Origin of the sequence: Pseudomonas svalbardensis (genome assembly GCF_030053115.1) — a bacterium.
Lineage (GTDB): Bacteria > Pseudomonadota > Gammaproteobacteria > Pseudomonadales > Pseudomonadaceae > Aquipseudomonas > Aquipseudomonas svalbardensis.
In genome coordinates this window covers 5,627,627-5,651,311 of record NZ_CP125619.1, presented here as the reverse complement: position 1 = coordinate 5,651,311, position 23,685 = coordinate 5,627,627, and the positions used below count along the sequence as shown (strand labels likewise).

The following is a 23,685-nucleotide window of genomic DNA, read 5'->3' as shown; positions in this document are numbered from 1 at the left end:
AACCACCCGATGCGGTGGCGCAAACCATGGGGTTTGCACGATTTTCTGGCTGCTCCCGTCGGGAGGGGCCAAACAAGCAGGTGACCAAGCTGGGGAACGCTGATGGCTTACTCATATACTGAGAAAAAACGTATCCGCAAGGACTTTAGCAAGTTGCCGGACGTCATGGATGTGCCGTACCTCCTGGCCATCCAGCTGGATTCGTATCGTGAATTCTTGCAAGCGGGAGCGACTAAAGATCAGTTCCGCGACGTGGGCCTGCATGCGGCCTTCAAATCCGTTTTCCCGATCATCAGCTACTCCGGCAATGCTGCGCTGGAGTACGTCGGTTATCGCCTGGGCGAACCGGCATTTGATGTCAAAGAATGCGTATTGCGCGGTGTAACTTACGCCGTACCTTTGCGGGTAAAAGTGCGCCTGATCATTTTCGACAAAGAATCGTCGAACAAAGCGATCAAGGACATCAAAGAGCAAGAAGTCTACATGGGTGAAATCCCCCTGATGACTGAGAACGGTACCTTTGTAATCAACGGTACCGAGCGTGTAATCGTTTCCCAGCTGCACCGTTCCCCGGGCGTGTTCTTCGACCACGACCGTGGCAAGACGCACAGCTCCGGCAAACTGCTGTACTCCGCGCGCATCATTCCTTACCGCGGTTCGTGGCTGGACTTCGAGTTCGACCCGAAAGACTGCGTATTCGTGCGTATCGACCGTCGTCGCAAGCTGCCTGCATCGGTACTGCTGCGCGCGCTCGGCTATACCACTGAAGAAGTGCTCGACGCGTTCTACACCACCAACGTATTCCATGTGCAGGGCGAAAGTATCAGCCTGGAATTGGTGCCTCAGCGCCTGCGTGGTGAAATCGCTGTTATCGATATTCTCGATGACAAGGGCAAGGTTATTGTCGAGCAGGGTCGTCGTATCACCGCTCGTCACATTAACCAGCTGGAAAAAGCCGGGATCAAAGAGTTGGTTATGCCTCTGGACTACGTCCTGGGCCGCACCACCGCCAAGGTCATCGTGCATCCGGCAACCGGCGAAATCCTGGCAGAGTGCAACACCGAGCTGAACACCGAGATCCTGGCAAAAATCGCCAAATCCCAGGTTGTTCGCATTGAAACTCTGTACACCAACGATATCGACTGCGGTCCGTTCGTCTCCGACACTCTGAAGATCGACTCCACCAGCAACCAATTGGAAGCGCTGGTCGAGATCTATCGCATGATGCGTCCAGGCGAGCCGCCAACCAAAGACGCTGCCGAGACTCTGTTCAACAACCTGTTCTTCAGCCCTGAGCGCTATGATCTGTCTGCGGTCGGCCGGATGAAGTTCAACCGTCGTATCGGTCGTACCGAGATCGAAGGTTCGGGCGTGTTGTGCAAAGAAGACATCGTCGCGGTTTTGAAGACTCTGGTCGACATCCGTAACGGTAAAGGCATCGTCGATGACATCGACCACCTGGGTAACCGTCGTGTTCGCTGCGTAGGCGAAATGGCCGAGAACCAGTTCCGCGTTGGCCTGGTACGTGTTGAGCGTGCGGTCAAAGAGCGTCTGTCGATGGCTGAAAGCGAAGGCCTGATGCCGCAAGACTTGATCAACGCCAAGCCAGTGGCTGCGGCAGTGAAAGAGTTCTTCGGTTCCAGCCAGCTTTCCCAGTTCATGGACCAGAACAACCCGCTGTCCGAGATCACCCACAAGCGTCGTGTGTCTGCACTCGGCCCTGGCGGTTTGACTCGTGAACGTGCTGGCTTTGAAGTTCGTGACGTACACCCGACTCACTACGGTCGTGTATGCCCGATTGAAACGCCGGAAGGTCCGAACATCGGTCTGATCAACTCCTTGGCCGCTTATGCGCGCACCAACCAGTACGGCTTCCTCGAAAGCCCGTACCGTGTGGTGAAAGACGCTCTGGTCACCGACGAGATCGTGTTCCTGTCCGCCATCGAAGAAGCTGATCACGTGATCGCTCAGGCTTCGGCCACGATGAACGACAAGAAAATGCTGATCGACGAGCTGGTAGCTGTTCGTCACTTGAACGAGTTCACTGTCAAGGCGCCGGAAGACGTCACCTTGATGGACGTTTCTCCGAAGCAGGTAGTTTCGGTTGCAGCGTCGCTGATCCCGTTCCTCGAGCACGATGACGCCAACCGTGCGTTGATGGGTTCGAACATGCAGCGTCAAGCTGTACCAACCCTGCGCGCTGACAAGCCGCTGGTCGGTACTGGCATGGAGCGTAACGTTGCTCGTGACTCCGGCGTTTGCGTCGTGGCTCGTCGTGGTGGCGTTATTGATTCCGTCGACGCCAGCCGTATCGTGGTTCGTGTTGCTGATGATGAAGTTGAAACCGGCGAAGCTGGTGTCGACATCTACAACCTGACCAAATACACCCGCTCCAACCAGAACACCTGCATCAACCAGCGTCCGCTGGTGCGTAAAGGTGATCGGGTTCAGCGCAGCGACATCATGGCTGACGGCCCGTCCACCGACATGGGTGAGCTGGCGCTGGGTCAGAACATGCGCATCGCGTTCATGGCCTGGAACGGTTACAACTTCGAAGACTCCATCTGCCTGTCGGAACGAGTTGTTCAAGAAGACCGCTTTACCACGATCCACATTCAGGAACTGACCTGTGTGGCACGTGACACCAAGCTTGGGCCAGAGGAAATCACTGCAGACATCCCTAACGTGGGTGAAGCTGCACTGAACAAGCTGGACGAAGCCGGTATCGTTTACGTAGGTGCTGAAGTTGGCGCAGGCGACATCCTGGTTGGTAAGGTCACTCCCAAAGGCGAGACTCAACTGACTCCGGAAGAAAAACTGCTGCGTGCCATCTTCGGTGAAAAAGCCAGCGACGTTAAAGACACCTCCCTGCGCGTGCCTACCGGCACCAAGGGTACCGTCATCGACGTACAGGTCTTCACCCGCGACGGCGTTGAGCGTGATGCTCGTGCACTGTCGATCGAGAAGACTCAACTCGACGAGATCCGCAAGGACCTGAACGAAGAGTTCCGTATCGTTGAAGGCGCAACTTTCGAACGTCTGCGTTCCGCCCTGGTCGGCCACAAAGCCGAAGGCGGCGCCGGTCTGAAGAAAGGTCAGGAAATCACCGACGAAGTTCTCGACGGTCTTGAGCATGGTCAGTGGTTCAAACTGCGCATGGCTGAAGATGCTCTGAACGAGCAGCTCGAGAAGGCTCAGGCCTACATCGTTGATCGCCGCCGTCTGCTGGACGACAAGTTCGAAGACAAGAAGCGCAAACTGCAGCAGGGCGATGACCTGGCTCCGGGCGTGCTGAAAATCGTCAAGGTTTACTTGGCAATCCGTCGCCGCATCCAGCCGGGCGACAAGATGGCCGGTCGTCACGGTAACAAAGGTGTGGTCTCCGTGATCATGCCGGTTGAAGACATGCCGCACGATGCCAATGGCACCCCGGTCGACGTCGTCCTCAACCCGTTGGGCGTACCTTCGCGTATGAACGTTGGTCAGATCCTTGAAACCCACTTGGGCCTCGCGGCTAAAGGCTTGGGCGAGAAGATCAACCGGATGATCGAAGAGCAGCGCAAAGTCGCTGAGCTTCGTAAATTCCTCGACGAGATCTACAACCAGATCGGCGGTCGTAACGAAGATCTGGACAGCTTCTCCGACCAGGAAATCCTGGATCTGGCGAAGAACCTGCGTGGCGGCGTTCCAATGGCCACTCCAGTGTTCGACGGTGCCAAGGAAAGCGAAATCAAGGCCATGCTGAAACTGGCAGACCTGCCAGAAAGCGGCCAGATGCAGCTGACCGACGGCCGTACCGGCAACAAGTTCGAGCGCCCGGTTACTGTTGGTTACATGTACATGCTGAAGCTGAACCACTTGGTAGACGACAAGATGCACGCTCGTTCTACCGGTTCGTACAGCCTGGTTACTCAGCAGCCGCTGGGTGGTAAGGCGCAGTTCGGTGGTCAGCGTTTCGGGGAGATGGAGGTCTGGGCACTGGAAGCATACGGTGCTGCTTACACTCTGCAAGAAATGCTCACAGTGAAGTCGGACGATGTGAACGGCCGTACCAAGATGTACAAAAACATCGTGGATGGCGATCACCGTATGGAGCCGGGCATGCCCGAGTCCTTCAACGTGTTGATCAAGGAAATTCGTTCCCTCGGCATCGATATCGATCTGGAAACCGAATAACACGTGACGCGAATCGAGAGCGGGGCAGGATTGCCCGCTCTCTGCTCCGCCAGGAGGAAAGGCCTTGAAAGACCTACTGAATTTGCTGAAAAACCAGGGTCAAGTCGAAGAGTTCGACGCCATCCGTATTGGATTGGCATCGCCTGAGATGATCCGTTCGTGGTCGTTCGGTGAAGTTAAAAAGCCGGAAACCATTAACTACCGTACGTTCAAACCTGAACGTGACGGCCTGTTCTGCGCCAAGATCTTTGGCCCGGTAAAGGATTACGAGTGCCTGTGCGGTAAGTACAAGCGCTTGAAGCACCGTGGTGTGATCTGCGAGAAGTGCGGCGTTGAAGTCGCGCTGGCCAAAGTTCGTCGCGAGCGCATGGCGCACATCGAGCTGGCCTCGCCAGTTGCCCACATCTGGTTCCTGAAGTCGCTGCCGTCGCGTATCGGCTTGCTGATGGACATGACCCTGCGTGATATCGAACGCGTTCTCTACTTCGAGAGCTATGTCGTTATCGATCCAGGCATGACCACCCTTGAAAAAGGTCAGCTGCTCAACGACGAGCAGTACTTCGAAGCGCTGGAAGAGTTTGGCGACGATTTCGATGCTCGCATGGGTGCCGAAGCGGTCCGCGAACTGCTGCACGCTATCGATCTGGAGCACGAGATTGGCCGTCTGCGTGAAGAAATTCCGCAAACCAACTCCGAAACCAAAATCAAGAAGCTGTCCAAGCGTCTGAAGTTGATGGAAGCCTTCCAGGGTTCCGGCAACCTTCCAGAATGGATGGTGCTGACCGTTCTGCCGGTTCTGCCGCCAGATCTGCGTCCACTGGTCCCGCTGGATGGCGGTCGCTTCGCGACTTCCGACCTCAACGATCTGTATCGTCGAGTGATCAACCGTAACAACCGCTTGAAGCGCCTGCTTGATCTGTCCGCTCCGGACATCATCGTGCGCAACGAAAAGCGTATGTTGCAGGAAGCTGTCGACGCACTGCTCGATAACGGTCGTCGTGGCCGCGCTATCACTGGTTCCAACAAGCGTCCTCTGAAATCCCTGGCTGACATGATCAAGGGTAAACAAGGTCGTTTCCGTCAGAACTTGCTCGGTAAGCGTGTTGACTACTCCGGTCGTTCGGTAATTACCGTAGGTCCGACCCTGCGTCTGCACCAGTGCGGTCTGCCGAAGAAAATGGCTCTCGAGCTGTTCAAGCCGTTCATTTTCGGCAAGCTGGAAATGCGTGGTCTCGCTACCACCATCAAAGCTGCCAAGAAGATGGTCGAGCGCGAGCTGCCGGAAGTTTGGGACGTTCTCGCTGAAGTGATCCGTGAACACCCGGTTCTCCTCAACCGTGCGCCGACCCTTCACCGTCTGGGTATCCAGGCGTTTGAACCGGTACTGATCGAAGGTAAGGCTATCCAGCTGCACCCTCTGGTCTGTGCTGCGTACAACGCCGACTTCGACGGCGACCAAATGGCCGTGCACGTACCGCTGACACTGGAAGCCCAGTTGGAAGCGCGTGCGTTGATGATGTCGACCAACAACATTCTGTCGCCAGCCAACGGTGAGCCAATCATCGTTCCGTCGCAGGACGTTGTATTGGGTCTGTACTACATGACTCGTGAAGCGATCAACGCCAAGGGCGAAGGTCGTGTGTTCGCGGATCTGCAAGAAGTTGACCGTGTGTTCCGTGCTGGCGAAGCCGCACTGCACGCTAAAGTCAAAGTGCGGATCAACGAAACCGTCAACGATCGTGATGGCGGCAGCGTCAAGAACACCCGTATCGTCGACACCACTGTCGGCCGTGCGCTGCTGTTCCAGGTTGTTCCACCTGGCCTGTCGTACGACGTCGTCAACCAGCCGATGAAGAAAAAGGCGATCTCCAAGCTGATCAACCAATGCTACCGCGTGGTTGGTTTGAAAGAGACCGTGATCTTCGCTGACCAGTTGATGTACACCGGTTTTGCCTATTCGACCATTTCCGGCGTTTCCATCGGTGTTAACGACTTCGTTATCCCGGATGAAAAAGCCCGCATCATCAATGCTGCTACTGATGAAGTGAAAGAGATCGAAAGTCAGTACGCCTCCGGCCTGGTAACCCAGGGCGAGAAGTACAACAAAGTGATCGACCTTTGGTCCAAGGCGAACGACGAAGTTTCCAAGGCAATGATGGCCAACCTCTCGAAAGAGAAAGTCATCGACCGCCATGGCGTCGAAGTCGACCAAGAGTCTTTCAACTCGATGTACATGATGGCCGACTCGGGCGCACGGGGTTCTGCTGCGCAGATCCGTCAGCTCGCCGGTATGCGTGGCCTGATGGCCAAGCCGGACGGTTCCATCATCGAAACGCCGATTACTGCGAACTTCCGTGAAGGTTTGAGCGTACTTCAGTACTTCATCTCCACTCACGGTGCTCGTAAAGGTTTGGCGGATACCGCATTGAAAACTGCGAACTCCGGTTACCTGACTCGTCGTCTGGTAGACGTGGCGCAGGATCTGGTTGTGACCGAGATCGATTGCGGCACCGAGCATGGCCTGGTAATGACTCCGCACATTGAAGGCGGTGACGTTGTTGAGCCGCTGGGTGAGCGCGTATTGGGTCGTGTTATTGCTCGTGACGTGTTCAAGCCAGGTACCGAAGAAATCATCGTTCCTGCCGGCACACTGGTAGACGAGAAGTGGGTTGAGTTCATCGAGCTGAACAGCATCGATGAAGTGATCGTGCGTTCGCCGATCAGCTGCGAAACCCGCTACGGCATTTGCGCCAAGTGCTACGGCCGTGACCTGGCTCGTGGTCACCAGGTGAACATCGGTGAAGCGGTCGGCGTTATTGCTGCCCAGTCCATCGGTGAGCCGGGTACCCAGCTGACCATGCGTACGTTCCACATCGGTGGTGCGGCAAGCCGGACCTCCGCTGCGGACAGCGTTCAGGTGAAGAATGGCGGTACCGTCCGTCTGCACAACCTGAAGCACGTTGAGCGAGTGGATGGTTGCCTGGTTGCTGTGTCCCGTTCGGGTGAGCTGGCAATCGCTGATGACTTCGGTCGTGAGCGCGAGCGTTACAAGCTGCCGTACGGTGCTGTGATTTCGGTTAAAGAAGGTGACAAGGTCGACGCTGGCGCAATCGTGGCCAAGTGGGATCCGCACACTCACCCAATCGTTACCGAAATGAAAGGTACCGTGACCTACGTGGGCATGGAAGAAGGCATCACGATCAAGCGTCAGACTGACGAATTGACCGGTATGACCAACATTGAAGTACTCGACGCCAAAGACCGTCCGGCTGCCGGTAAAGATATCCGTCCTGCTGTGAAGATGGTTGATGACAACGGCAAGGATCTCTTGCTGCCGGGTACTGACGTAATTGCTCAGTACTTCCTGCCTGCTAACGCCCTGGTTGGTGTAGCGGATGGTGCGAAGATTGCGATCGGTGATGTTATCGCTCGTATCCCGCAAGAGACTTCGAAGACCCGTGACATCACCGGTGGTCTGCCGCGTGTTGCCGACTTGTTCGAAGCACGTCGTCCGAAAGAAGCCTCGATTCTGGCTGAAGTCAGCGGCACCATCGCGTTCGGTAAAGAGACCAAAGGCAAACGCCGTCTGGTTATCACTCCGAACGACGGCACCGATCCGTACGAAGAGCTGATTCCGAAGTGGCGTCACCTGAACGTCTTCGAAGGCGAACAGGTAAACCGCGGCGAAGTTATCTCCGACGGCCCGAGCGATCCACACGACATCCTGCGTCTGCTGGGTGTGAGTGCGCTGGCCAAGTACATCGTGAACGAGATCCAGGACGTTTATCGTCTGCAAGGCGTGAAGATCAACGACAAGCACATCGAGACCATCCTGCGTCAGATGTTGCGTAAGGTTGAAATCGCTGAATCCGGCGACTCGACTTTCATCAAGGGCGACCAGATGGAGTTGACTCACGTTCTGGTAGAGAACGAGCGTCTGGCGGGGGACGAGAAATTCGTTTCCAAGTTCACTCGCGTGCTGTTGGGTATCACCAAGGCGTCGTTGTCCACCGAATCGTTCATCTCGGCGGCTTCCTTCCAGGAAACCACTCGCGTACTGACCGAAGCGGCGGTTACCGGCAAGCGCGATTACCTGCGCGGCCTGAAAGAAAACGTGGTCGTGGGTCGTCTGATCCCGGCGGGTACCGGTCTGGCTTATCACAGCGAGCGCAAGCGCCGCCGTGATGCTGACAAACCGTTGCGCGTAAGCGCCAGTGAAGTGGAAGCGGCACTGACCGAAGCACTGAACTCGAGCGGTAACTGAGTTCGGAAGTAAATGAGCGAGAGGCCCTGATCGTTCCGTTCATCGAATCGAGACAATTTGTCGAGGTTGGATGAGTGGGGAGGTCAGGGCCTTTCCTTGACTGGGGGCAAGATCCTCTTTAGACTCTTGTACCCCTAAATTTGGCGGGAATTCGTTCCTGCCATTTTGCTTTTCTTGCAAGACAATAGCGTCGCAAGACAACAGTGGAGCTAGTAGATGGCAACTATCAACCAGCTGGTACGTCAGCCGCGTAAGCGTATCGTCGAGAAATCCGACGTGCCTGCGCTGCAGAACTGCCCGCAACGTCGTGGCGTATGCACCCGTGTGTATACCACCACGCCGAAAAAACCTAACTCGGCACTGCGTAAAGTATGCCGTGTGCGTCTGACCAACGGTTTCGAGGTTTCCTCGTACATCGGCGGTGAAGGCCACAACCTGCAAGAGCACAGCGTGGTACTGATCCGCGGCGGTCGTGTAAAAGACTTGCCAGGTGTTCGTTACCACACCGTGCGCGGTTCTTTGGATACTTCCGGTGTTAAAGGTCGTAACCAGGGTCGTTCGAAGTACGGTACCAAGAAGCCTAAGTAGTAGCGGCTTTTTGTAAAAACTGATTTTCTATTTTTCTGAGTCGATAAGAGTAAGGTCGGAGGCGTCCCGTAAGGGCACCGATTCCGAGCGAACCTGAAGACCGTTTGAGGGCTTATCCATGCCAAGAAGACGCGTAGCAGCCAAGCGCGAAGTGCTTGACGATCCAAAATACGGAAGCCAAATCCTGGCCAAGTTCATGAACCACGTAATGGAAAGCGGCAAGAAAGCCGTTGCCGAGCGTATCGTTTATGGCGCGCTGGACAAGGTTAAAGAACGCAAGAACAGCGATCCCCTGGAAATCTTCGAGAAAGCTCTCGACGCCATCGCTCCGCTGGTCGAAGTAAAGTCGCGCCGTGTAGGCGGTGCTACTTACCAGGTTCCGGTCGAAGTTCGCCCGTCCCGTCGTAACGCCCTGGCAATGCGCTGGTTGGTAGACTTCGCCCGCAAGCGCGGCGAGAAGTCTATGGCTCTGCGTTTGGCTGGCGAACTGTTGGACGCCGCTGAAGGTAAAGGTGCTGCAGTTAAGAAGCGTGAAGACGTGCACCGTATGGCTGAAGCTAACAAAGCTTTCTCGCACTACCGCTTCTAATTTTAGCGTCACTAATTTTGCGAGGGCTTTATGGCTCGTACAACACCGATTAATCGCTACCGTAACATTGGTATCGTTGCTCACGTGGATGCTGGTAAAACCACCACCACCGAGCGCGTCCTTTTTTACACTGGCAAAAGTCACAAGATGGGCGAGGTGCATGACGGCGCCGCGACCACAGACTGGATGGTTCAGGAGCAGGAGCGTGGTATTACCATTACTTCTGCTGCTATTACCGCCTTCTGGCAGGGTTCCGAGAAGCAGCACAAAGACCAATACCGCTTCAACGTCATTGACACCCCGGGCCACGTTGACTTCACCATTGAAGTTGAGCGTTCCCTGCGTGTTCTCGACGGCGCGGTCGTTGTGTTTTGTGGTACCTCGGGCGTTGAGCCTCAGTCGGAAACCGTATGGCGTCAAGCCAACAAGTACGGCGTTCCACGTCTTGTTTACGTAAACAAGATGGACCGTGCTGGTGCGAACTTCCTGCGCGTGATCGGTCAGATCAAGCAGCGTCTGGGTCACACCCCGGTGCCAATCCAGTTGGCTATCGGTTCCGAAGACAACTTTCAGGGTCAGATCGATCTGATGGCCATGGAAGCTGTTTACTGGAATGATGCTGACAAAGGCATGGTTCCAGTTCGCAAGCCTATCCCTGCTGAACTGCAGGAATTGGCTGACGAGTGGCGCGGCAACATGGTTGAGGCTGCGGCCGAAGCCAGCGAAGAGCTGATGAACAAGTACCTCGAAGGTGAGGAACTCACCAACGCGGAAATCAAGGCCGCTCTGCGTCAGCGTACTATCGCTGGTGAGATCGTTCTGGCTGTTTGTGGTTCTTCCTTCAAGAACAAGGGCGTTCCCCTGGTTCTCGACGCCGTTATCGATTACCTGCCTGCACCAGTTGATATTCCTGCCATCAAGGGTACTGACCCGGATGACGAGACTATCGACCTGGAGCGTCACGCAGATGACAGCGAGCCGTTCTCGGCTCTGGCTTTCAAAATCGCTACCGACCCATTCGTGGGTACCTTGACGTTCGTCCGCGTTTACTCGGGCGTGTTGGCCTCCGGCGACGGCGTGATCAACTCGGTCAAGGGCAAGAAAGAGCGCGTGGGTCGTATGGTGCAAATGCACGCAAACGCCCGTGAAGAAATCAAGGAAGTGCGTGCTGGTGACATCGCGGCCTTGATCGGCATGAAGGACGTCACCACTGGTGAAACTTTGTGCGACGCTGCCAAGCCAATTATCCTGGTTCGCATGGACTTCCCGGAGCCGGTTATTTCGGTTGCCGTAGAGCCTAAGACCAAGGACGACCAGGAAAAAATGGGTGTCGCTCTGGGCAAGCTCGCTCAGGAAGATCCATCTTTCCGCGTCAAGACTGATGAAGAGACTGGTCAAACGATCATCTCTGGCATGGGCGAGTTGCACCTGGACATCCTGGTTGACCGGATGCGCCGTGAGTTCAACGTCGAAGCCAACATCGGCAAGCCTCAGGTTTCCTATCGTGAGCGCATCACGAAGAACTGTGAAATCGAAGGTAAGTTCGTTCGTCAATCCGGCGGTCGTGGCCAGTTTGGTCACTGCTGGATTCGTTTTGCGCCTGCTGACGAAGGTCAGGAAGGTCTGCAATTCGTGAACGAAGTAGTGGGTGGTGTGGTTCCTAAGGAATACATCCCGGCTATCCAGAAGGGTATCGAAGAGCAGATGAAGAACGGCGTTGTCGCCGGCTATCCGCTGATCGGCCTGAAGGCTACCGTGTTTGATGGTTCCTACCACGACGTCGACTCCAACGAGATGGCGTTTAAGGTGGCTGCTTCCATGGCGACCAAGCAGCTGGCCCAGAAGGGCGGTGGTGAGTTGCTTGAGCCGATCATGGCGGTAGAGGTTGTTACACCTGAAGACTATATGGGTGACGTGATGGGCGACCTTAACCGTCGTCGCGGCATGATCCTGGGTATGGAAGACACGGTTTCCGGCAAAGTGATTCGTGCCGAAGTTCCGTTGGGTGAAATGTTCGGTTATGCGACCGACGTTCGTTCCATGTCCCAAGGTCGCGCAAGCTACTCTATGGAATTCAAAAAATACAATACAGCTCCGTCGCATATCGTCGAAACTGTTACCAAAAAACAAGGCTGATTCAGCCCCTTTAGGCTAGGAGTTAATTGTCGTGGCTAAAGAAAAATTTGTACGTGACCTCCCGCACGTCAACGTTGGCACCATCGGTCACGTTGACCATGGTAAAACCACGCTGACCGCTGCTCTGACTCGCGTCTGCTCCGAAGTTTTCGGTTCGGCCGCTGTTGCTTTCGACAAGATCGACAGCGCTCCGGAAGAAAAGGCTCGTGGTATCACCATCAACACCGCGCACGTTGAATACAACTCGCTGATCCGTCACTACGCTCACGTTGACTGCCCAGGTCACGCTGACTATGTGAAGAACATGATCACCGGTGCTGCTCAAATGGATGGCGCTATCCTGGTTTGCTCGGCCGCTGATGGTCCGATGCCACAAACCCGTGAGCACATCCTGCTGTCCCGTCAGGTTGGCGTTCCGTACATCGTTGTCTTCCTGAACAAGGCTGACATGGTTGACGACGCTGAACTGCTGGAACTGGTTGAGATGGAAGTGCGCGATCTGTTGAGCACTTACGACTTCCCAGGTGATGACACTCCGATCATCATCGGTTCGGCTCTGATGGCTCTGAACGGCCAAGACGACAACGAAATGGGCACCACTGCCGTTCGTAAACTGGTTGAGACTCTGGACAGCTACATCCCAGATCCAGTTCGTGTTATCGACAAGCCGTTCCTGATGCCTATCGAAGACGTATTCTCGATCTCCGGTCGCGGTACTGTTGTAACTGGTCGTATCGAGCGCGGTATCGTCAAGGTTCAGGATTCGCTGGAAATTGTTGGTCTGCGTGACACCGTTGTCACCACCTGCACTGGCGTTGAAATGTTCCGTAAGCTGCTCGACGAAGGTCGTGCTGGCGAGAACTGCGGCGTGCTGCTGCGCGGCACCAAGCGTGACGACGTTGAGCGTGGCCAGGTTCTGGTCAAGCCAGGTTCGGTTAAGCCGCACACTACCTTCGAAGCTGAAGTGTACGTGTTGAGCAAAGAAGAAGGCGGTCGCCACACTCCGTTCTTCAAAGGCTACCGTCCACAGTTCTACTTCCGGACCACTGACGTGACCGGTAACTGCGAACTGCCGGAAGGCGTTGAAATGGTAATGCCGGGCGACAACATCAAAATGGTTGTCACCCTGATCAAAACCATCGCAATGGAAGACGGTCTGCGTTTCGCTATTCGTGAAGGCGGTCGTACCGTCGGCGCTGGCGTCGTAGCCAAAATCATCGCTTAATAAGTGATGACTTGAAAAAGCCCCCGCCTAGCGGGGGCTTTTTTATTGGGTTGACACTGTAGTAGCCCGTCTATAGAATTGCGCCTCCTTTTAACGGGCGTATTGCGCTCGCTGGGAATAGCAGCCGGAGTCTGAAATCCAATGCAAAATCAGCAAATCCGTATCAGGTTGAAGGCTTTTGACCATCGCCTGATCGACCAATCCACCCAGGAAATCGTGGAAACCGCGAAACGTACTGGTGCTCAAGTGCGTGGTCCGATTCCACTGCCTACCCGTAAAGAGCGGTTCACCGTTCTGGTCTCCCCGCACGTCAACAAAGACGCGCGTGACCAGTATGAGATCCGTACTCATAAGCGCGTTCTGGACATCGTCCAGCCAACGGATAAAACCGTTGATGCGCTTATGAAGCTTGATCTTGCGGCCGGTGTGGAAGTGCAGATCAGCCTCGGCTAAGACTCGGTCTTAGTCGTGTAACGCTCTGAAATGGGCGGCCATAGCGGGTGAAAGCCCCGTACACTCATGAGGTTTACAACATGACTATTGGTGTAGTCGGTCGTAAATGCGGTATGACCCGTATTTTCACCGAAGAAGGTGTCTCCATTCCGGTCACGGTCATTGAGATCGAACCGAATCGCGTCACCCAGTTCAAAACTGAAGAGACCGATGGCTATCGTGCAGTGCAAGTCACTGTAGGCGAGCGTCGTGCTTCGCGTGTTACAGCTGCTCAAGCTGGCCACTTCGCTAAAGCGAACGTTGCCGCTGGTCGTACCGTAATGGAATTCCGTCTTGAAGAAGGCGAGTACCAGGCCGGCGATCTGATCAACGCTGAAATCTTCGCCGCTGGTCAACTGGTTGATGTAACCGGTCAGTCCAAAGGTAAAGGCTTCCAGGGTACGATCAAGCGTTGGAATTTCCGCGGGCAAGATAATACCCACGGTAACTCCGTGTCCCACCGCGTTCCAGGCTCTATCGGCCAGTGCCAGACTCCTGGTCGTGTATTCAAGGGCAAAAAAATGTCCGGTCATATGGGCGCTGAGCGCGTGACCGTGCAGTCCCTCGAAGTAGTGCGCGTGGACGCTGAACGCAATCTGTTGTTGGTCAAGGGCGCTGTTCCTGGCGCTACTGGCGGCAACTTGGTTGTACGTCCAGCAGCCAAGGCTCGCGGTTAAGGGGAAGCTGACATGCAATTAAATGTAAATGACGCTCAAGCGATCGAAGTTTCCGAACTGACATTTGGCGGCGAATTCAACGAGACGCTGGTTCACCAAGCAGTCGTGGCCTACATGGCCGGCGGCCGTCAAGGTAGCAAGCAGCAAAAGACCCGTTCCGACGTTCGTGGTGGCGGTAAGCGCCCATGGCGTCAGAAAGGTACTGGCCGTGCTCGTGCCGGTACTATCCGTAGCCCAATCTGGCGTGGCGGCGGTACCACTTTCGCAGCTCGTCCTCAGGATCACACTCAGAAGCTGAACAAGAAGATGTATCGCGCAGCAATGCGTTCCATCCTTGCTGAGCTGGTGCGTACTGATCGTCTGGTTGTGGTTCAGGACTTCGCTGTTGATGCACCGAAGACCAAAGATCTGCTGAACAAACTGACCGGCATGGGCCTGACTGACGTCTTGATCGTGTCTGAAGTGGTTGATCAGAACCTGTACCTGGCTGCTCGTAACCTGCCACACGTTGATGTACGTGACGTGCAAGGTTCCGATCCAGTTAGTCTGATCGCATACGACAAGGTGTTGATCACCGTGTCGGCCGTGAAGAAATTCGAGGAGCTGCTGGGATGAACCAGGAACGCGTATTTAAAGTTCTGCTTGGCCCGCACGTTTCCGAGAAGGCTACGGTTCTGGCTGACAAGAAAGGCCAGTTCGTTTTCAAGGTTGCAACTGACGCAACCAAGCTGGAAATCAAGAAGGCCGTCGAAAGCCTGTTCAGCGTGAAAGTAGAGCGTGTTACTACCCTGAATGTTCTGGGTAAGAGCAAGCGCACTGCTCGCGGTCTGGGCAAGCGTAATGACTGGAAGAAGGCAGTTATCTCCCTTCAGCCAGGCCAAGATCTCGATTTCAGCAGCAGTGCTGAGTAAGGAAGGGGTGCATCATGGCAATCGTTAAATGCAAACCGACTTCCCCTGGCCGCCGTTTTGTGGTCAAGGTGGTCAACCAGGAGCTGCATAAAGGCGCTCCTCACGCACCGCTGCTCGAGAAAAAATCGAAGACTGGTGGTCGTAACAACAATGGTCGTATTACCACTCGTCACATCGGTGGTGGCCATAAGCAGCATTATCGTCTGGTCGATTTCCGTCGCAACGACAAAGATGGCATCTCTGCCACTGTCGAGCGTATTGAATACGATCCAAACCGTACTGCTCACATCGCTCTGCTGCTGTACGCAGATGGCGAGCGTCGCTACATCATCGCCCCTAAAGGCGTGAGTGCTGGCGACCAGCTGATCGCAGGTGCTCTGGCACCGATCAAGCCGGGCAACGCTCTGCAACTGCGTAACATTCCAGTTGGTAGCACCGTACACGGCATCGAATTGAAGCCAGGTAAAGGCGCGCAAATCGCTCGTTCCGCTGGTGCTTCGGCTCAGCTGATCGCTCGTGAAGGTGTCTACGTGACCCTGCGTCTGCGTTCTGGTGAGATGCGTAAAGTGCTGGCTGAATGCCGCGCGACCCTGGGTGAAGTCTCGAACTCCGAGCACAGCCTGCGTTCGCTGGGTAAAGCTGGTGCCAAACGCTGGCGTGGCGTTCGCCCAACCGTTCGTGGTGTTGCCATGAACCCGGTTGACCACCCACATGGTGGTGGTGAAGGTCGTACCTCTGGTGGTCGTCATCCGGTATCGCCATGGGGCTTCCCGACTAAGGGCGCGAAGACTCGTGGTAATAAGCGTACCGACAAAATGATCGTCCGTCGTCGCAAGTAAATAGAGGGATACGACAGTGCCACGTTCTCTGAAAAAAGGTCCTTTTATTGATCTTCACCTACTGAAGAAGATCGAAGTGGCGGCGGAAAAGAACGATCGCAAACCAGTTAAAACCTGGTCGCGCCGTTCCATGATCCTGCCACAAATGGTCGGTTTGACCATTGCAGTGCATAACGGTCGTCAACATGTCCCAGTTCTCGTGAACGAAGACATGGTCGGCCACAAACTGGGCGAGTTTGCCGGTACCCGCACATATCGTGGGCACGTGGCAGACAAGAAAGCCAAGCGTTAAGGGGTAAGGAACGATGGAAGTAGCCGCTAAGTTGTCGGGCGCTCGAATCTCCGCCCAGAAAGCCCGCTTGGTCGCCGACCAGATCCGCGGGAAGAAGGTGGGCGAAGCGCTCAACCTGTTGGCTTTCAGCAGTAAGAAAGCCGCCGAGATCATGAAGAAAGTGCTGGAGTCGGCCGTAGCCAACGCCGAGCATAACGAAGGCGCAGACGTTGATGACCTTAAAGTCAGCACCGTTTTCGTCAACGAAGGGCGTTCGCTGAAGCGAATCATGCCACGTGCCAAAGGCCGTGCTGATCGCATCGTCAAGCGGTCTTGCCATATCACTGTCAAGGTTGCTGACAAGTAACGGAGTCGAAGAGATGGGTCAGAAAGTACATCCCATTGGCATTCGCCTGGGAATCGTCAAGGAGCACACCTCCGTCTGGTACGCAGACGGTCGGACTTATGCGGACTATTTGTTCGCTGATCTGAAGGTGCGCGAGTATCTCCAAGACAAACTAAAAAGCGCGTCCGTAAGCCGTATCGATATCCATCGTCCGGCTCAGACTGCACGTATCACCATCCACACCGCTCGTCCAGGTATCGTTATCGGGAAGAAAGGTGAAGATGTTGAGAAACTGCGTCAGGACCTGACCAAGCAAATGGGTGTGCCTGTGCACATCAATATCGAAGAGATCCGCAAGCCGGAACTCGACGGTATGCTGGTTGCGCAGAGCGTAGCTCAGCAGCTGGAGCGTCGCGTAATGTTCCGTCGCGCTATGAAGCGCGCTGTTCAGAACGCCATGCGCATTGGTGCCAAAGGCATCAAAATCCAAGTGAGCGGTCGTCTCGGCGGTGCTGAAATCGCACGTACTGAATGGTATCGCGAAGGTCGTGTGCCACTGCACACCCTGCGTGCCGACATCGACTATGCCAACTACGAAGCTCACACCACTTACGGTGTGATCGGTGTAAAGGTTTGGATCTTCAAAGGCGAAGTAATTGGTGGTCGCCAAGAAGAACTGAAACCACAAGCACCAGCGCCTCGTAAAAAAGCTGCTAAGTAAGGGGTACGCCAAATGTTGCAACCAAAGCGTACGAAGTTCCGCAAGCAGATGACAGGCCACAACCGTGGTCTGGCACAGCGCGGTAGCAAAGTCAGCTTCGGCGAGTTCGCGCTGAAGTCTGTAGCTCGTGGTCGTCTCACCGCTCGTCAGATCGAGTCAGCGCGTCGTGCTCTGACCCGTCACGTTAAACGTGGCGGCAAGATCTGGATCCGTGTATTCCCGGACAAGCCTATTTCCAAAAAGCCACTCGAAGTTCGGATGGGTAAAGGTAAGGGTAGTGTGGAGTACTGGGTTGCCCAGATTCAGCCAGGCAAAGTCCTGTATGAAATCGAGGGTGTTACTGAAGAGCTGGCGCGTGAGGCTTTTGCCCTGGCTGCTGCAAAGCTGCCGCTCGCCACCGCCTTTGTTAAACGGACGGTGATGTGATGAAAGCGAATGAACTTCGTGAAAAATCCGCACAGCAGCTGAACGAGCAACTGCTCGGCCTGCTGCGCGACCAGTTCAATCTGCGTATGCAGAAAGCAACTGGCCAGTTGGGGCAGTCTCATCTGCTCTCGCAAGTTAAACGTGACATCGCTCGCGTGAAGACTGTGCTTAACCAGCAGGCAGGTAAGTAATCATGGCTGAAGCCGAAAAAACTGTCCGTACGCTGACTGGCCGTGTTGTCAGCGACAAGATGGACAAAACCATCACCGTTCTGATCGAGCGTCGCGTTAAGCACCCGATCTACGGTAAATACGTTAAGCGTTCGACTAAGCTGCACGCGCACGACGAAACCAATCAGTGCCACATCGGCGACAAAGTCACTATTCGTGAAATTCGTCCGCTGGCCAAGACCAAGTCTTGGGCATTGGTTGATGTTCTCGAACGCGCTGTGGAAGTCTAAGGACTAGGGGTCGGAGAAATTATATGATTCAGACTCAATCCATGCTCGATGTGGCCGATAACAGCGGCGCTCGCCGTGTTATGTGCATCAAGGTGCTGGGTGGCTCCCATCGTCGTTACGCTGGTATCGGTGACATCATCAAAGTTACCGTGAAGGAAGCAATTCCTCGCGGTAAAGTGAAAAAAGGCCAAGTGATGACTGCTGTTGTAGTCCGCACTCGTCACGGCGTACGTCGTGCTGATGGCTCCATTATCCGCTTTGATGGCAACGCTGCTGTTCTTCTGAACAACAAGCAAGAGCCGATCGGCACCCGTATCTTTGGGCCAGTGACCCGTGAACTTCGTACTGAGAAGTTCATGAAGATCGTCTCGCTCGCCCCAGAAGTGCTGTAAGGAGATCCGACATGCAAAAGATTCGTCGTGACGACGAGATCATCGTGATCGCCGGCAAAGACAAAGGTAAGCGCGGTAAGGTGCTTAAGGTTCTCGCTAATAACCGTCTGGTTATTGGTGGTCTGAACCTGGTTAAGCGTCATACCAAGCCTAACCCGGCGTCGGGCGTACAAGGCGGTATCGTCGAAAAAGAAGCTCCACTGGACGCTTCTAACGTCGCCATTTTCAACGGCGAAACCAACAAGGCTGACCGCGTTGGTTTCAAAGTAGAAGACGGCAAGAAAATTCGTGTCTTCAAGTCGACCCAAAAAGCGGTTGATGCTTGAACACTGCTAGGTAGAAGACCATGGCACGACTAAAAGAGATTTACTGGAAGGAAATCGCACCGAAGCTTAAGGAAGAACTTAAGCTTTCGAACGTGATGGAAGTTCCACGCGTTACAAAAATCACCCTGAACATGGGTCTGGGCGAAGCGGTCGGTGACAAAAAAGTCATCGAGCACGCTGTTGCCGACCTGGAAAAGATCACCGGCCAGAAAGTCGTTGTGACCTACGCTCGGAAATCCATCGCTGGCTTTAAAGTCCGTGAAGGTTGGCCGATCGGCGTCAAAGTGACCCTGCGTCGTGAGCGTATGTACGAGTTCCTGGATCGTCTGCTGTCGATCTCCCTGCCTCGGGTTCGCGACTTCCGCGGCCTGAATGCCAAGTCCTTCGATGGTCGTGGTAACTACAGCATGGGCGTTAAAGAGCAGATCATCTTCCCGGAAATCGACTACGACAAGATCGATGCTCTCCGCGGTCTGGACATTACCCTGACCACCACTGCCAAGAACGATGATGAAGGTCGCGCCCTGTTGCGTGCTTTCAAATTCCCGTTCCGCAACTGATTGGAGTAGGAAAATGGCCAAGATGAGCATGAAAAACCGCGAGCTGAAGCGTCAGCTCACGGTTGCCAAGTACGCCAAAAAGCGTGCAGCACTGAAAGCTATCATCGTTGATCTGAACGCAAGTCCAGAAGCACGTTGGGAAGCTACAGTAGCTCTGCAGAAGCAGCCACGTGACGCAAGCGCCTCGCGCATGCGTAACCGCTGCCGCCTGACCGGTCGTCCACACGGCGTTTACCGCAAGTTCGGCCTTGGCCGTAACAAACTGCGTGAAGCTGCAATGCGTGGTGACGTACCTGGTCTGGTTAAAGCCAGCTGGTAAGCACTATCAAAGTCTCGGTGTTCGGGGTCGCAAGATCCTGACCGCCGGTGACCTTGAACTTGAATCAAGCCCCTTTTGGGGCTTGATTCATTTGTGGGGTGTGTCTAGAATACCCGGCTCGCCTGAGCCCGTGCTTTTTCCGCATGGATGAGCTCGGCGACAAGTAGTAGCCGCAAGGCTAATTTTTTTGTATTAGGAGCGTCTAGCCCATGAGTATGCAGGACCCGTTAGCGGACATGCTAACTCGAATCCGTAATGCCCAGATGGCTGAAAAGTCCGTCGTAAGCATGCCATCTTCTACTTTGAAGGTAGCTGTTGCCAAAGTCCTGAAGGACGAAGGTTACATTGCGGGTTATCAGATCAGCAGCGAAATCAAACCACTGCTGTCCATCGAGCTGAAGTACTTCGAAGGCCGTCCGGTCATCGAAGAAGTGAAGCGCGTTAGCCGTCCAGGCCTGCGTCAGTACAAGTCCGTCGATGATCTGCCAAAAGTTCGTGGCGGTCTCGGTGTGTCTATCGTCTCCACCAACAAAGGTGTGATGACGGATCGTGCTGCGCGCGCTGCCGGTGTCGGCGGCGAAGTTCTTTGCACTGTGTTCTAAGGGGGGATAAGCATGTCACGCGTCGCTAAGAACCCCGTTAAGCTGCCAGCCGGTGTCGAAGTCAAATTCGCAGGTCAACAGCTTTCGGTGAAGGGTGCCAAGGGCACTCTCGAACTGAACATCCATTCGTCCGTTGAGATCGTTGAAGAAGCTGGTGAGCTGCGTTTCGCTGCTCGCAATGGCGATCAACAAACTCGCGCAATGGCTGGTACCACTCGTGCGTTGGTAAACAACATGGTCCAAGGCGTAAGCCAAGGCTTCGAGCGCAAGCTCCAGCTGGTCGGTGTTGGTTACAAAGCGCAAGCAAAAGGCACAGTGCTGAACCTGGCTCTTGGCTTCTCGCACCCAGTGGATTATGAACTGCCGGAAGGCATCACCGCTGAGACTCCTAGCCAGACCGATATCCTGATCAAGGGCATCGATAAGCAGCTGGTAGGTCAAGTGGCCGCCGAGATCCGCGACTTCCGTCCACCAGAGCCGTACAAAGGCAAAGGTGTGCGCTACGCGGACGAAGTCGTCCGTCGTAAAGAAGCCAAGAAGAAGTAGGGCATAGCAAATGACCGACAAAAAAGTTACTCGACTGCGTCGCGCTCGCAAAGCACGCCTGAAAATGCACGAACTCGAAGTCGTGCGTCTCTGCGTGTTCCGCTCGTCGCAGCACATCTACGCCCAGGTCATTTCGGCCGACGGCAACAAAGTCCTGGCAAGTGCCTCGACTTTGGATAAAGAACTGCGTGATGGCGCCACTGGCAACATCGACGCGGCCACTAAGGTTGGCCAGCTGGTCGCTACGCGTGCTAAAGCCGCTGGCGTCTCGCAGGTGGCTTTCGACCGCTCTGGCTTCAAGTATCACGGCCGCGTCAAGGCGCTGGCTGATGCTGCTCGTGAAGCTGGGCTGGAGTTCTAAGTTATGTCAAATAACGACCAAAAGCGCGACGAAGGCTACATCGAGAAGCTGGTTCAAGTTAACCGCGTAGCCAAAACCGTTAAAGGCGGCCGTATCTTCACTTTCACCGCGTTGACCGTGGTTGGTGATGGTAAAGGGCGTGTTGGCTTCGGCCGTGGCAAGTCGCGTGAAGTGCCTGCTGCGATCCAGAAGGCAATGGAAGCTGCTCGCCGCAACATGATCCAAGTTGACCTGAACGGCACCACTCTGCAGTACGCGATGAAGTCCGCTCACGGCGCTTCGAAGGTGTACATGCAGCCTGCTTCTGAAGGTACCGGTATCATCGCTGGCGGCGCTATGCGTGCTGTCCTCGAAGTTGCTGGTGTTCAGAACGTTCTGGCCAAGTGCTACGGCTCGACTAACCCGGTAAACGTGGTTCACGCCACTTTCAAAGGTTTGAAAGCTATGCAGTCTCCTGAATCCATTGCCGCCAAGCGTGGAAAAAGCGTCAAGGAGATCTTCTGATCATGGCTACCGTTAAAGTTACGCTGATCAAAAGCATGACCGGCCGCATCCCTAACCACAAACTGTGCGTTAAGGGTCTGGGTCTGCGTCGCATCGGTCACACTGTAGAAGTACTTGATACTCCCGAGAATCGCGGGATGATCAACAAGGCTTACTACATGCTGCGTGTCGAGGGTTAATCGATGAAACTCAATGATCTGAGTCCAGCGCCGGGTTCCCGTCGCGAAAAGCATCGTCCGGGCCGTGGTATCGGTAGTGGTTTGGGCAAGACCGGTGGCCGTGGCCACAAAGGTCAGTCCTCCCGCTCCGGTGGCACCATTGCTCCAGGCTTTGAAGGCGGTCAACAGCCGCTGCATCGTCGCCTGCCGAAGTTCGGTTTCGTTTCCCTGAAAGCCATGGATCGCGCAGAAGTGCGTTTGTCCGAGCTGGCTAAAGTGGAAGGCGACATCGTCACCGTGCAGTCCCTGAAAGATGCCAACGTGATCAACGTCAACGTACAGCGTGTGAAAATCATGCTGTCCGGCGAAGTTACTCGCGCTGTCACCATCGGAAAGGGAATCGGCGCCACCAAAGGTGCGCGTGCGGCTATCGAAGCAGCTGGCGGCAAGTTCGAGGAATAAATGGCTAAGCAAGGTGCTCTCTCTGCGCTCGGCAAAGGCGGTATGTCTGAACTCTGGGCTCGTCTGCGTTTTCTGTTCCTGGCGATTATCGTCTACCGAATAGGCGCACACATCCCGGTTCCAGGTATCAACCCGGACCGACTCGCGGACCTGTTTCGACAGAATGAGGGGACCATTCTTAGCTTGTTCAACATGTTTTCCGGCGGCGCGCTGGAGCGGATGAGTATCTTTGCACTGGGAATCATGCCGTACATTTCGGCATCGATCATCATGCAGCTGATGACCGCCGTCAGCCCGCAGCTGGAACAGTTGAAGAAGGAAGGTGAAGCTGGGCGTCGCAAGATCGCTCAGTACACCCGCTACGGCACTGTCGTCCTCGCTCTCGTTCAGGCAATTGGCATGTCCATTGGTCTGGCAGGGCAGGGCGTTGCGTTCACTGGTGACTTTGGCTTCCATTTCGTCGCGGTATCCACGTTTGTGGCTGGTGCGATGTTCATGATGTGGCTGGGTGAGCAGATTACTGAGCGTGGTGTTGGCAACGGTATCTCGATGTTGATTTTCGCAGGTATCGTCGCCGGTCTTCCGAGAGCGATCGGGCAGTCTTTCGAGTCTGCGCGTCAGGGTGATATCAACATTTTTGCCTTGGTTGCCATCGGTTTGCTGGCAGTAGCGATTATCGGTTTCGTGGTGTTCATTGAGCGTGGTCAGCGTCGTATTGCTGTTCATTACGCCAAGCGTCAGCAGGGTCGTAAGGTCTTTGCTGCGCAGACTAGCCACTTGCCGTTGAAGGTGAACATGGCCGGTGTTATACCAGCCATTTTCGCGAGCAGCATTTTGCTGTTCCCGGCTTCGTTGGGTACCTGGTTTGGTCAGTCTGAAGGTATGGGCTGGCTGCAGGACATCTCGCAGTCGATCGCTCCTGGTCAGCCGTTGAATATTCTGCTGTTTAGTGCAGGGATTATTTTCTTCTGCTTCTTCTATACGGCGTTGATGTTCAATCCGAAAGACGTAGCGGAAAACCTGAAGAAGTCCGGTGCCTTTATTCCGGGCATCCGTCCAGGTGAGCAGTCTGCGCGCTACATTGATGGCGTTCTGACTCGTTTGACCCTGTTCGGTGCTCTATATATGACGGCCGTGTGCCTGTTGCCCCAGTTCCTGGTGGTTGCAGCAAACGTTCCGTTCTACCTTGGCGGGACCTCGTTGCTGATCGTGGTCGTGGTTGTGATGGACTTCATGTCTCAAGTACAATCGCACCTCGTTTCGCACCAGTACGAATCCCTGATGAAGAAAGCCAACCTGAAGGGTTACGGCAGCGGCATGTTGCGCTGAGTACC

At 54.9% G+C, this 23,685-nt stretch carries 28 protein-coding genes; all 28 read left to right on the top strand.

Going from position 1 to position 23,685, the window contains the following annotated elements:
- Window positions 1-102 precede the first annotated feature (102 nt).
- The 28 genes from rpoB to secY all read left to right on the top strand — a co-directional run bounded on the left by rpoB (window position 103) and on the right by secY (window position 23,680).
- A complete protein-coding gene (rpoB, locus tag QFX16_RS26170; protein ID WP_149630379.1) occupies window positions 103-4,176 on the top strand; it encodes a DNA-directed RNA polymerase subunit beta in 4,074 nt (1,357 codons plus the stop codon).
- 64 nt (window positions 4,177-4,240) lie between these two features.
- On the top strand, window positions 4,241-8,440 hold the full coding sequence (gene rpoC / locus QFX16_RS26165; protein WP_008145492.1) for a DNA-directed RNA polymerase subunit beta': 4,200 nt from the start codon (window positions 4,241-4,243) through the stop codon (window positions 8,438-8,440).
- A 216-nt stretch (window positions 8,441-8,656) separates the two neighbouring features.
- Window positions 8,657-9,028 carry a 30S ribosomal protein S12 gene (rpsL, locus tag QFX16_RS26160; RefSeq protein ID WP_002555494.1) on the top strand — a complete coding sequence of 124 codons (372 nt, stop codon included), beginning with the start codon at window positions 8,657-8,659 and terminating at the stop codon, window positions 9,026-9,028.
- 118 nt (window positions 9,029-9,146) lie between these two features.
- Complete coding sequence (gene rpsG / locus QFX16_RS26155; RefSeq protein ID WP_010490886.1) at window positions 9,147-9,617, top strand: 30S ribosomal protein S7; 471 nt, start codon at window positions 9,147-9,149, stop codon at window positions 9,615-9,617.
- Window positions 9,618-9,647: 30 nt separating this feature from the next.
- Window positions 9,648-11,753, top strand: a complete 2,106-nt coding sequence (gene fusA / locus QFX16_RS26150; RefSeq protein ID WP_283181874.1) for an elongation factor G — start codon at window positions 9,648-9,650, stop codon at window positions 11,751-11,753.
- A 31-nt stretch (window positions 11,754-11,784) separates the two neighbouring features.
- On the top strand, window positions 11,785-12,978 hold the full coding sequence (tuf, locus tag QFX16_RS26145; RefSeq protein ID WP_134423355.1) for an elongation factor Tu: 1,194 nt from the start codon (window positions 11,785-11,787) through the stop codon (window positions 12,976-12,978).
- A 141-nt stretch (window positions 12,979-13,119) separates the two neighbouring features.
- A complete protein-coding gene (gene rpsJ, locus QFX16_RS26140; protein WP_003186070.1) occupies window positions 13,120-13,431 on the top strand; it encodes a 30S ribosomal protein S10 in 312 nt (103 codons plus the stop codon).
- Window positions 13,432-13,511: 80 nt separating this feature from the next.
- Window positions 13,512-14,147, top strand: a complete 636-nt coding sequence (rplC, locus tag QFX16_RS26135) for a 50S ribosomal protein L3 (protein ID WP_003186059.1) — start codon at window positions 13,512-13,514, stop codon at window positions 14,145-14,147.
- A gap of 12 nt (window positions 14,148-14,159) precedes the next feature.
- Window positions 14,160-14,762, top strand: a complete 603-nt coding sequence (gene rplD, locus QFX16_RS26130; RefSeq protein WP_007896707.1) for a 50S ribosomal protein L4 — start codon at window positions 14,160-14,162, stop codon at window positions 14,760-14,762.
- A complete protein-coding gene (gene rplW, locus QFX16_RS26125; RefSeq protein ID WP_002555488.1) occupies window positions 14,759-15,058 on the top strand; it encodes a 50S ribosomal protein L23 in 300 nt (99 codons plus the stop codon). Before rplD ends, rplW begins: the two co-directional genes overlap by 4 nt.
- A gap of 14 nt (window positions 15,059-15,072) precedes the next feature.
- Window positions 15,073-15,897 carry a 50S ribosomal protein L2 gene (gene rplB, locus QFX16_RS26120; protein ID WP_003176423.1) on the top strand — a complete coding sequence of 275 codons (825 nt, stop codon included), beginning with the start codon at window positions 15,073-15,075 and terminating at the stop codon, window positions 15,895-15,897.
- A gap of 16 nt (window positions 15,898-15,913) precedes the next feature.
- Window positions 15,914-16,189 carry a 30S ribosomal protein S19 gene (gene rpsS / locus QFX16_RS26115; RefSeq protein ID WP_002555486.1) on the top strand — a complete coding sequence of 92 codons (276 nt, stop codon included), beginning with the start codon at window positions 15,914-15,916 and terminating at the stop codon, window positions 16,187-16,189.
- 13 nt (window positions 16,190-16,202) lie between these two features.
- Window positions 16,203-16,535 carry a 50S ribosomal protein L22 gene (gene rplV, locus QFX16_RS26110; protein ID WP_003103908.1) on the top strand — a complete coding sequence of 111 codons (333 nt, stop codon included), beginning with the start codon at window positions 16,203-16,205 and terminating at the stop codon, window positions 16,533-16,535.
- A gap of 13 nt (window positions 16,536-16,548) precedes the next feature.
- Window positions 16,549-17,235, top strand: coding sequence for a 30S ribosomal protein S3 (rpsC, locus tag QFX16_RS26105; RefSeq protein ID WP_003176422.1), 687 nt, complete (start codon window positions 16,549-16,551; stop codon window positions 17,233-17,235).
- 12 nt (window positions 17,236-17,247) lie between these two features.
- A complete protein-coding gene (gene rplP / locus QFX16_RS26100; RefSeq protein ID WP_008145497.1) occupies window positions 17,248-17,661 on the top strand; it encodes a 50S ribosomal protein L16 in 414 nt (137 codons plus the stop codon).
- The gene (gene rpmC / locus QFX16_RS26095) at window positions 17,661-17,852 is read left to right on the top strand and encodes a 50S ribosomal protein L29 (RefSeq protein WP_002555481.1); all 192 of its coding nucleotides are present in this window, start codon (window positions 17,661-17,663) and stop codon (window positions 17,850-17,852) included. Before rplP ends, rpmC begins: the two co-directional genes overlap by 1 nt.
- 2 nt (window positions 17,853-17,854) lie before the next feature.
- Complete coding sequence (gene rpsQ / locus QFX16_RS26090; protein WP_283181873.1) at window positions 17,855-18,121, top strand: 30S ribosomal protein S17; 267 nt, start codon at window positions 17,855-17,857, stop codon at window positions 18,119-18,121.
- Window positions 18,122-18,144: 23 nt separating this feature from the next.
- Complete coding sequence (rplN, locus tag QFX16_RS26085; RefSeq protein WP_002555479.1) at window positions 18,145-18,513, top strand: 50S ribosomal protein L14; 369 nt, start codon at window positions 18,145-18,147, stop codon at window positions 18,511-18,513.
- A gap of 11 nt (window positions 18,514-18,524) precedes the next feature.
- A complete protein-coding gene (rplX, locus tag QFX16_RS26080; protein WP_008145498.1) occupies window positions 18,525-18,839 on the top strand; it encodes a 50S ribosomal protein L24 in 315 nt (104 codons plus the stop codon).
- 20 nt (window positions 18,840-18,859) lie between these two features.
- Entirely contained in the window at window positions 18,860-19,399 is a 540-nt protein-coding gene (rplE, locus tag QFX16_RS26075; protein ID WP_003176415.1) for a 50S ribosomal protein L5, read from the top strand.
- A 13-nt stretch (window positions 19,400-19,412) separates the two neighbouring features.
- On the top strand, window positions 19,413-19,718 hold the full coding sequence (gene rpsN / locus QFX16_RS26070; protein WP_003176414.1) for a 30S ribosomal protein S14: 306 nt from the start codon (window positions 19,413-19,415) through the stop codon (window positions 19,716-19,718).
- Between the two features lie 209 nt (window positions 19,719-19,927).
- Complete coding sequence (gene rpsH, locus QFX16_RS26065) at window positions 19,928-20,320, top strand: 30S ribosomal protein S8 (RefSeq protein WP_003186040.1); 393 nt, start codon at window positions 19,928-19,930, stop codon at window positions 20,318-20,320.
- Between the two features lie 12 nt (window positions 20,321-20,332).
- Window positions 20,333-20,866, top strand: coding sequence for a 50S ribosomal protein L6 (gene rplF / locus QFX16_RS26060; RefSeq protein ID WP_003176412.1), 534 nt, complete (start codon window positions 20,333-20,335; stop codon window positions 20,864-20,866).
- Between the two features lie 10 nt (window positions 20,867-20,876).
- Window positions 20,877-21,227: a 50S ribosomal protein L18 gene (gene rplR, locus QFX16_RS26055; protein ID WP_003186037.1), complete on the top strand. Its 351-nt coding sequence runs from the start codon at window positions 20,877-20,879 to the stop codon at window positions 21,225-21,227.
- Window positions 21,228-21,230: 3 nt separating this feature from the next.
- Window positions 21,231-21,731: a 30S ribosomal protein S5 gene (gene rpsE / locus QFX16_RS26050; protein WP_003186035.1), complete on the top strand. Its 501-nt coding sequence runs from the start codon at window positions 21,231-21,233 to the stop codon at window positions 21,729-21,731.
- Between the two features lie 2 nt (window positions 21,732-21,733).
- Entirely contained in the window at window positions 21,734-21,910 is a 177-nt protein-coding gene (gene rpmD / locus QFX16_RS26045) for a 50S ribosomal protein L30 (RefSeq protein ID WP_003186033.1), read from the top strand.
- A 3-nt stretch (window positions 21,911-21,913) separates the two neighbouring features.
- Window positions 21,914-22,351 carry a 50S ribosomal protein L15 gene (gene rplO / locus QFX16_RS26040; protein WP_007896782.1) on the top strand — a complete coding sequence of 146 codons (438 nt, stop codon included), beginning with the start codon at window positions 21,914-21,916 and terminating at the stop codon, window positions 22,349-22,351.
- Complete coding sequence (secY, locus tag QFX16_RS26035; protein ID WP_007896784.1) at window positions 22,352-23,680, top strand: preprotein translocase subunit SecY; 1,329 nt, start codon at window positions 22,352-22,354, stop codon at window positions 23,678-23,680.
- Window positions 23,681-23,685: the final 5 nt, after the last annotated feature.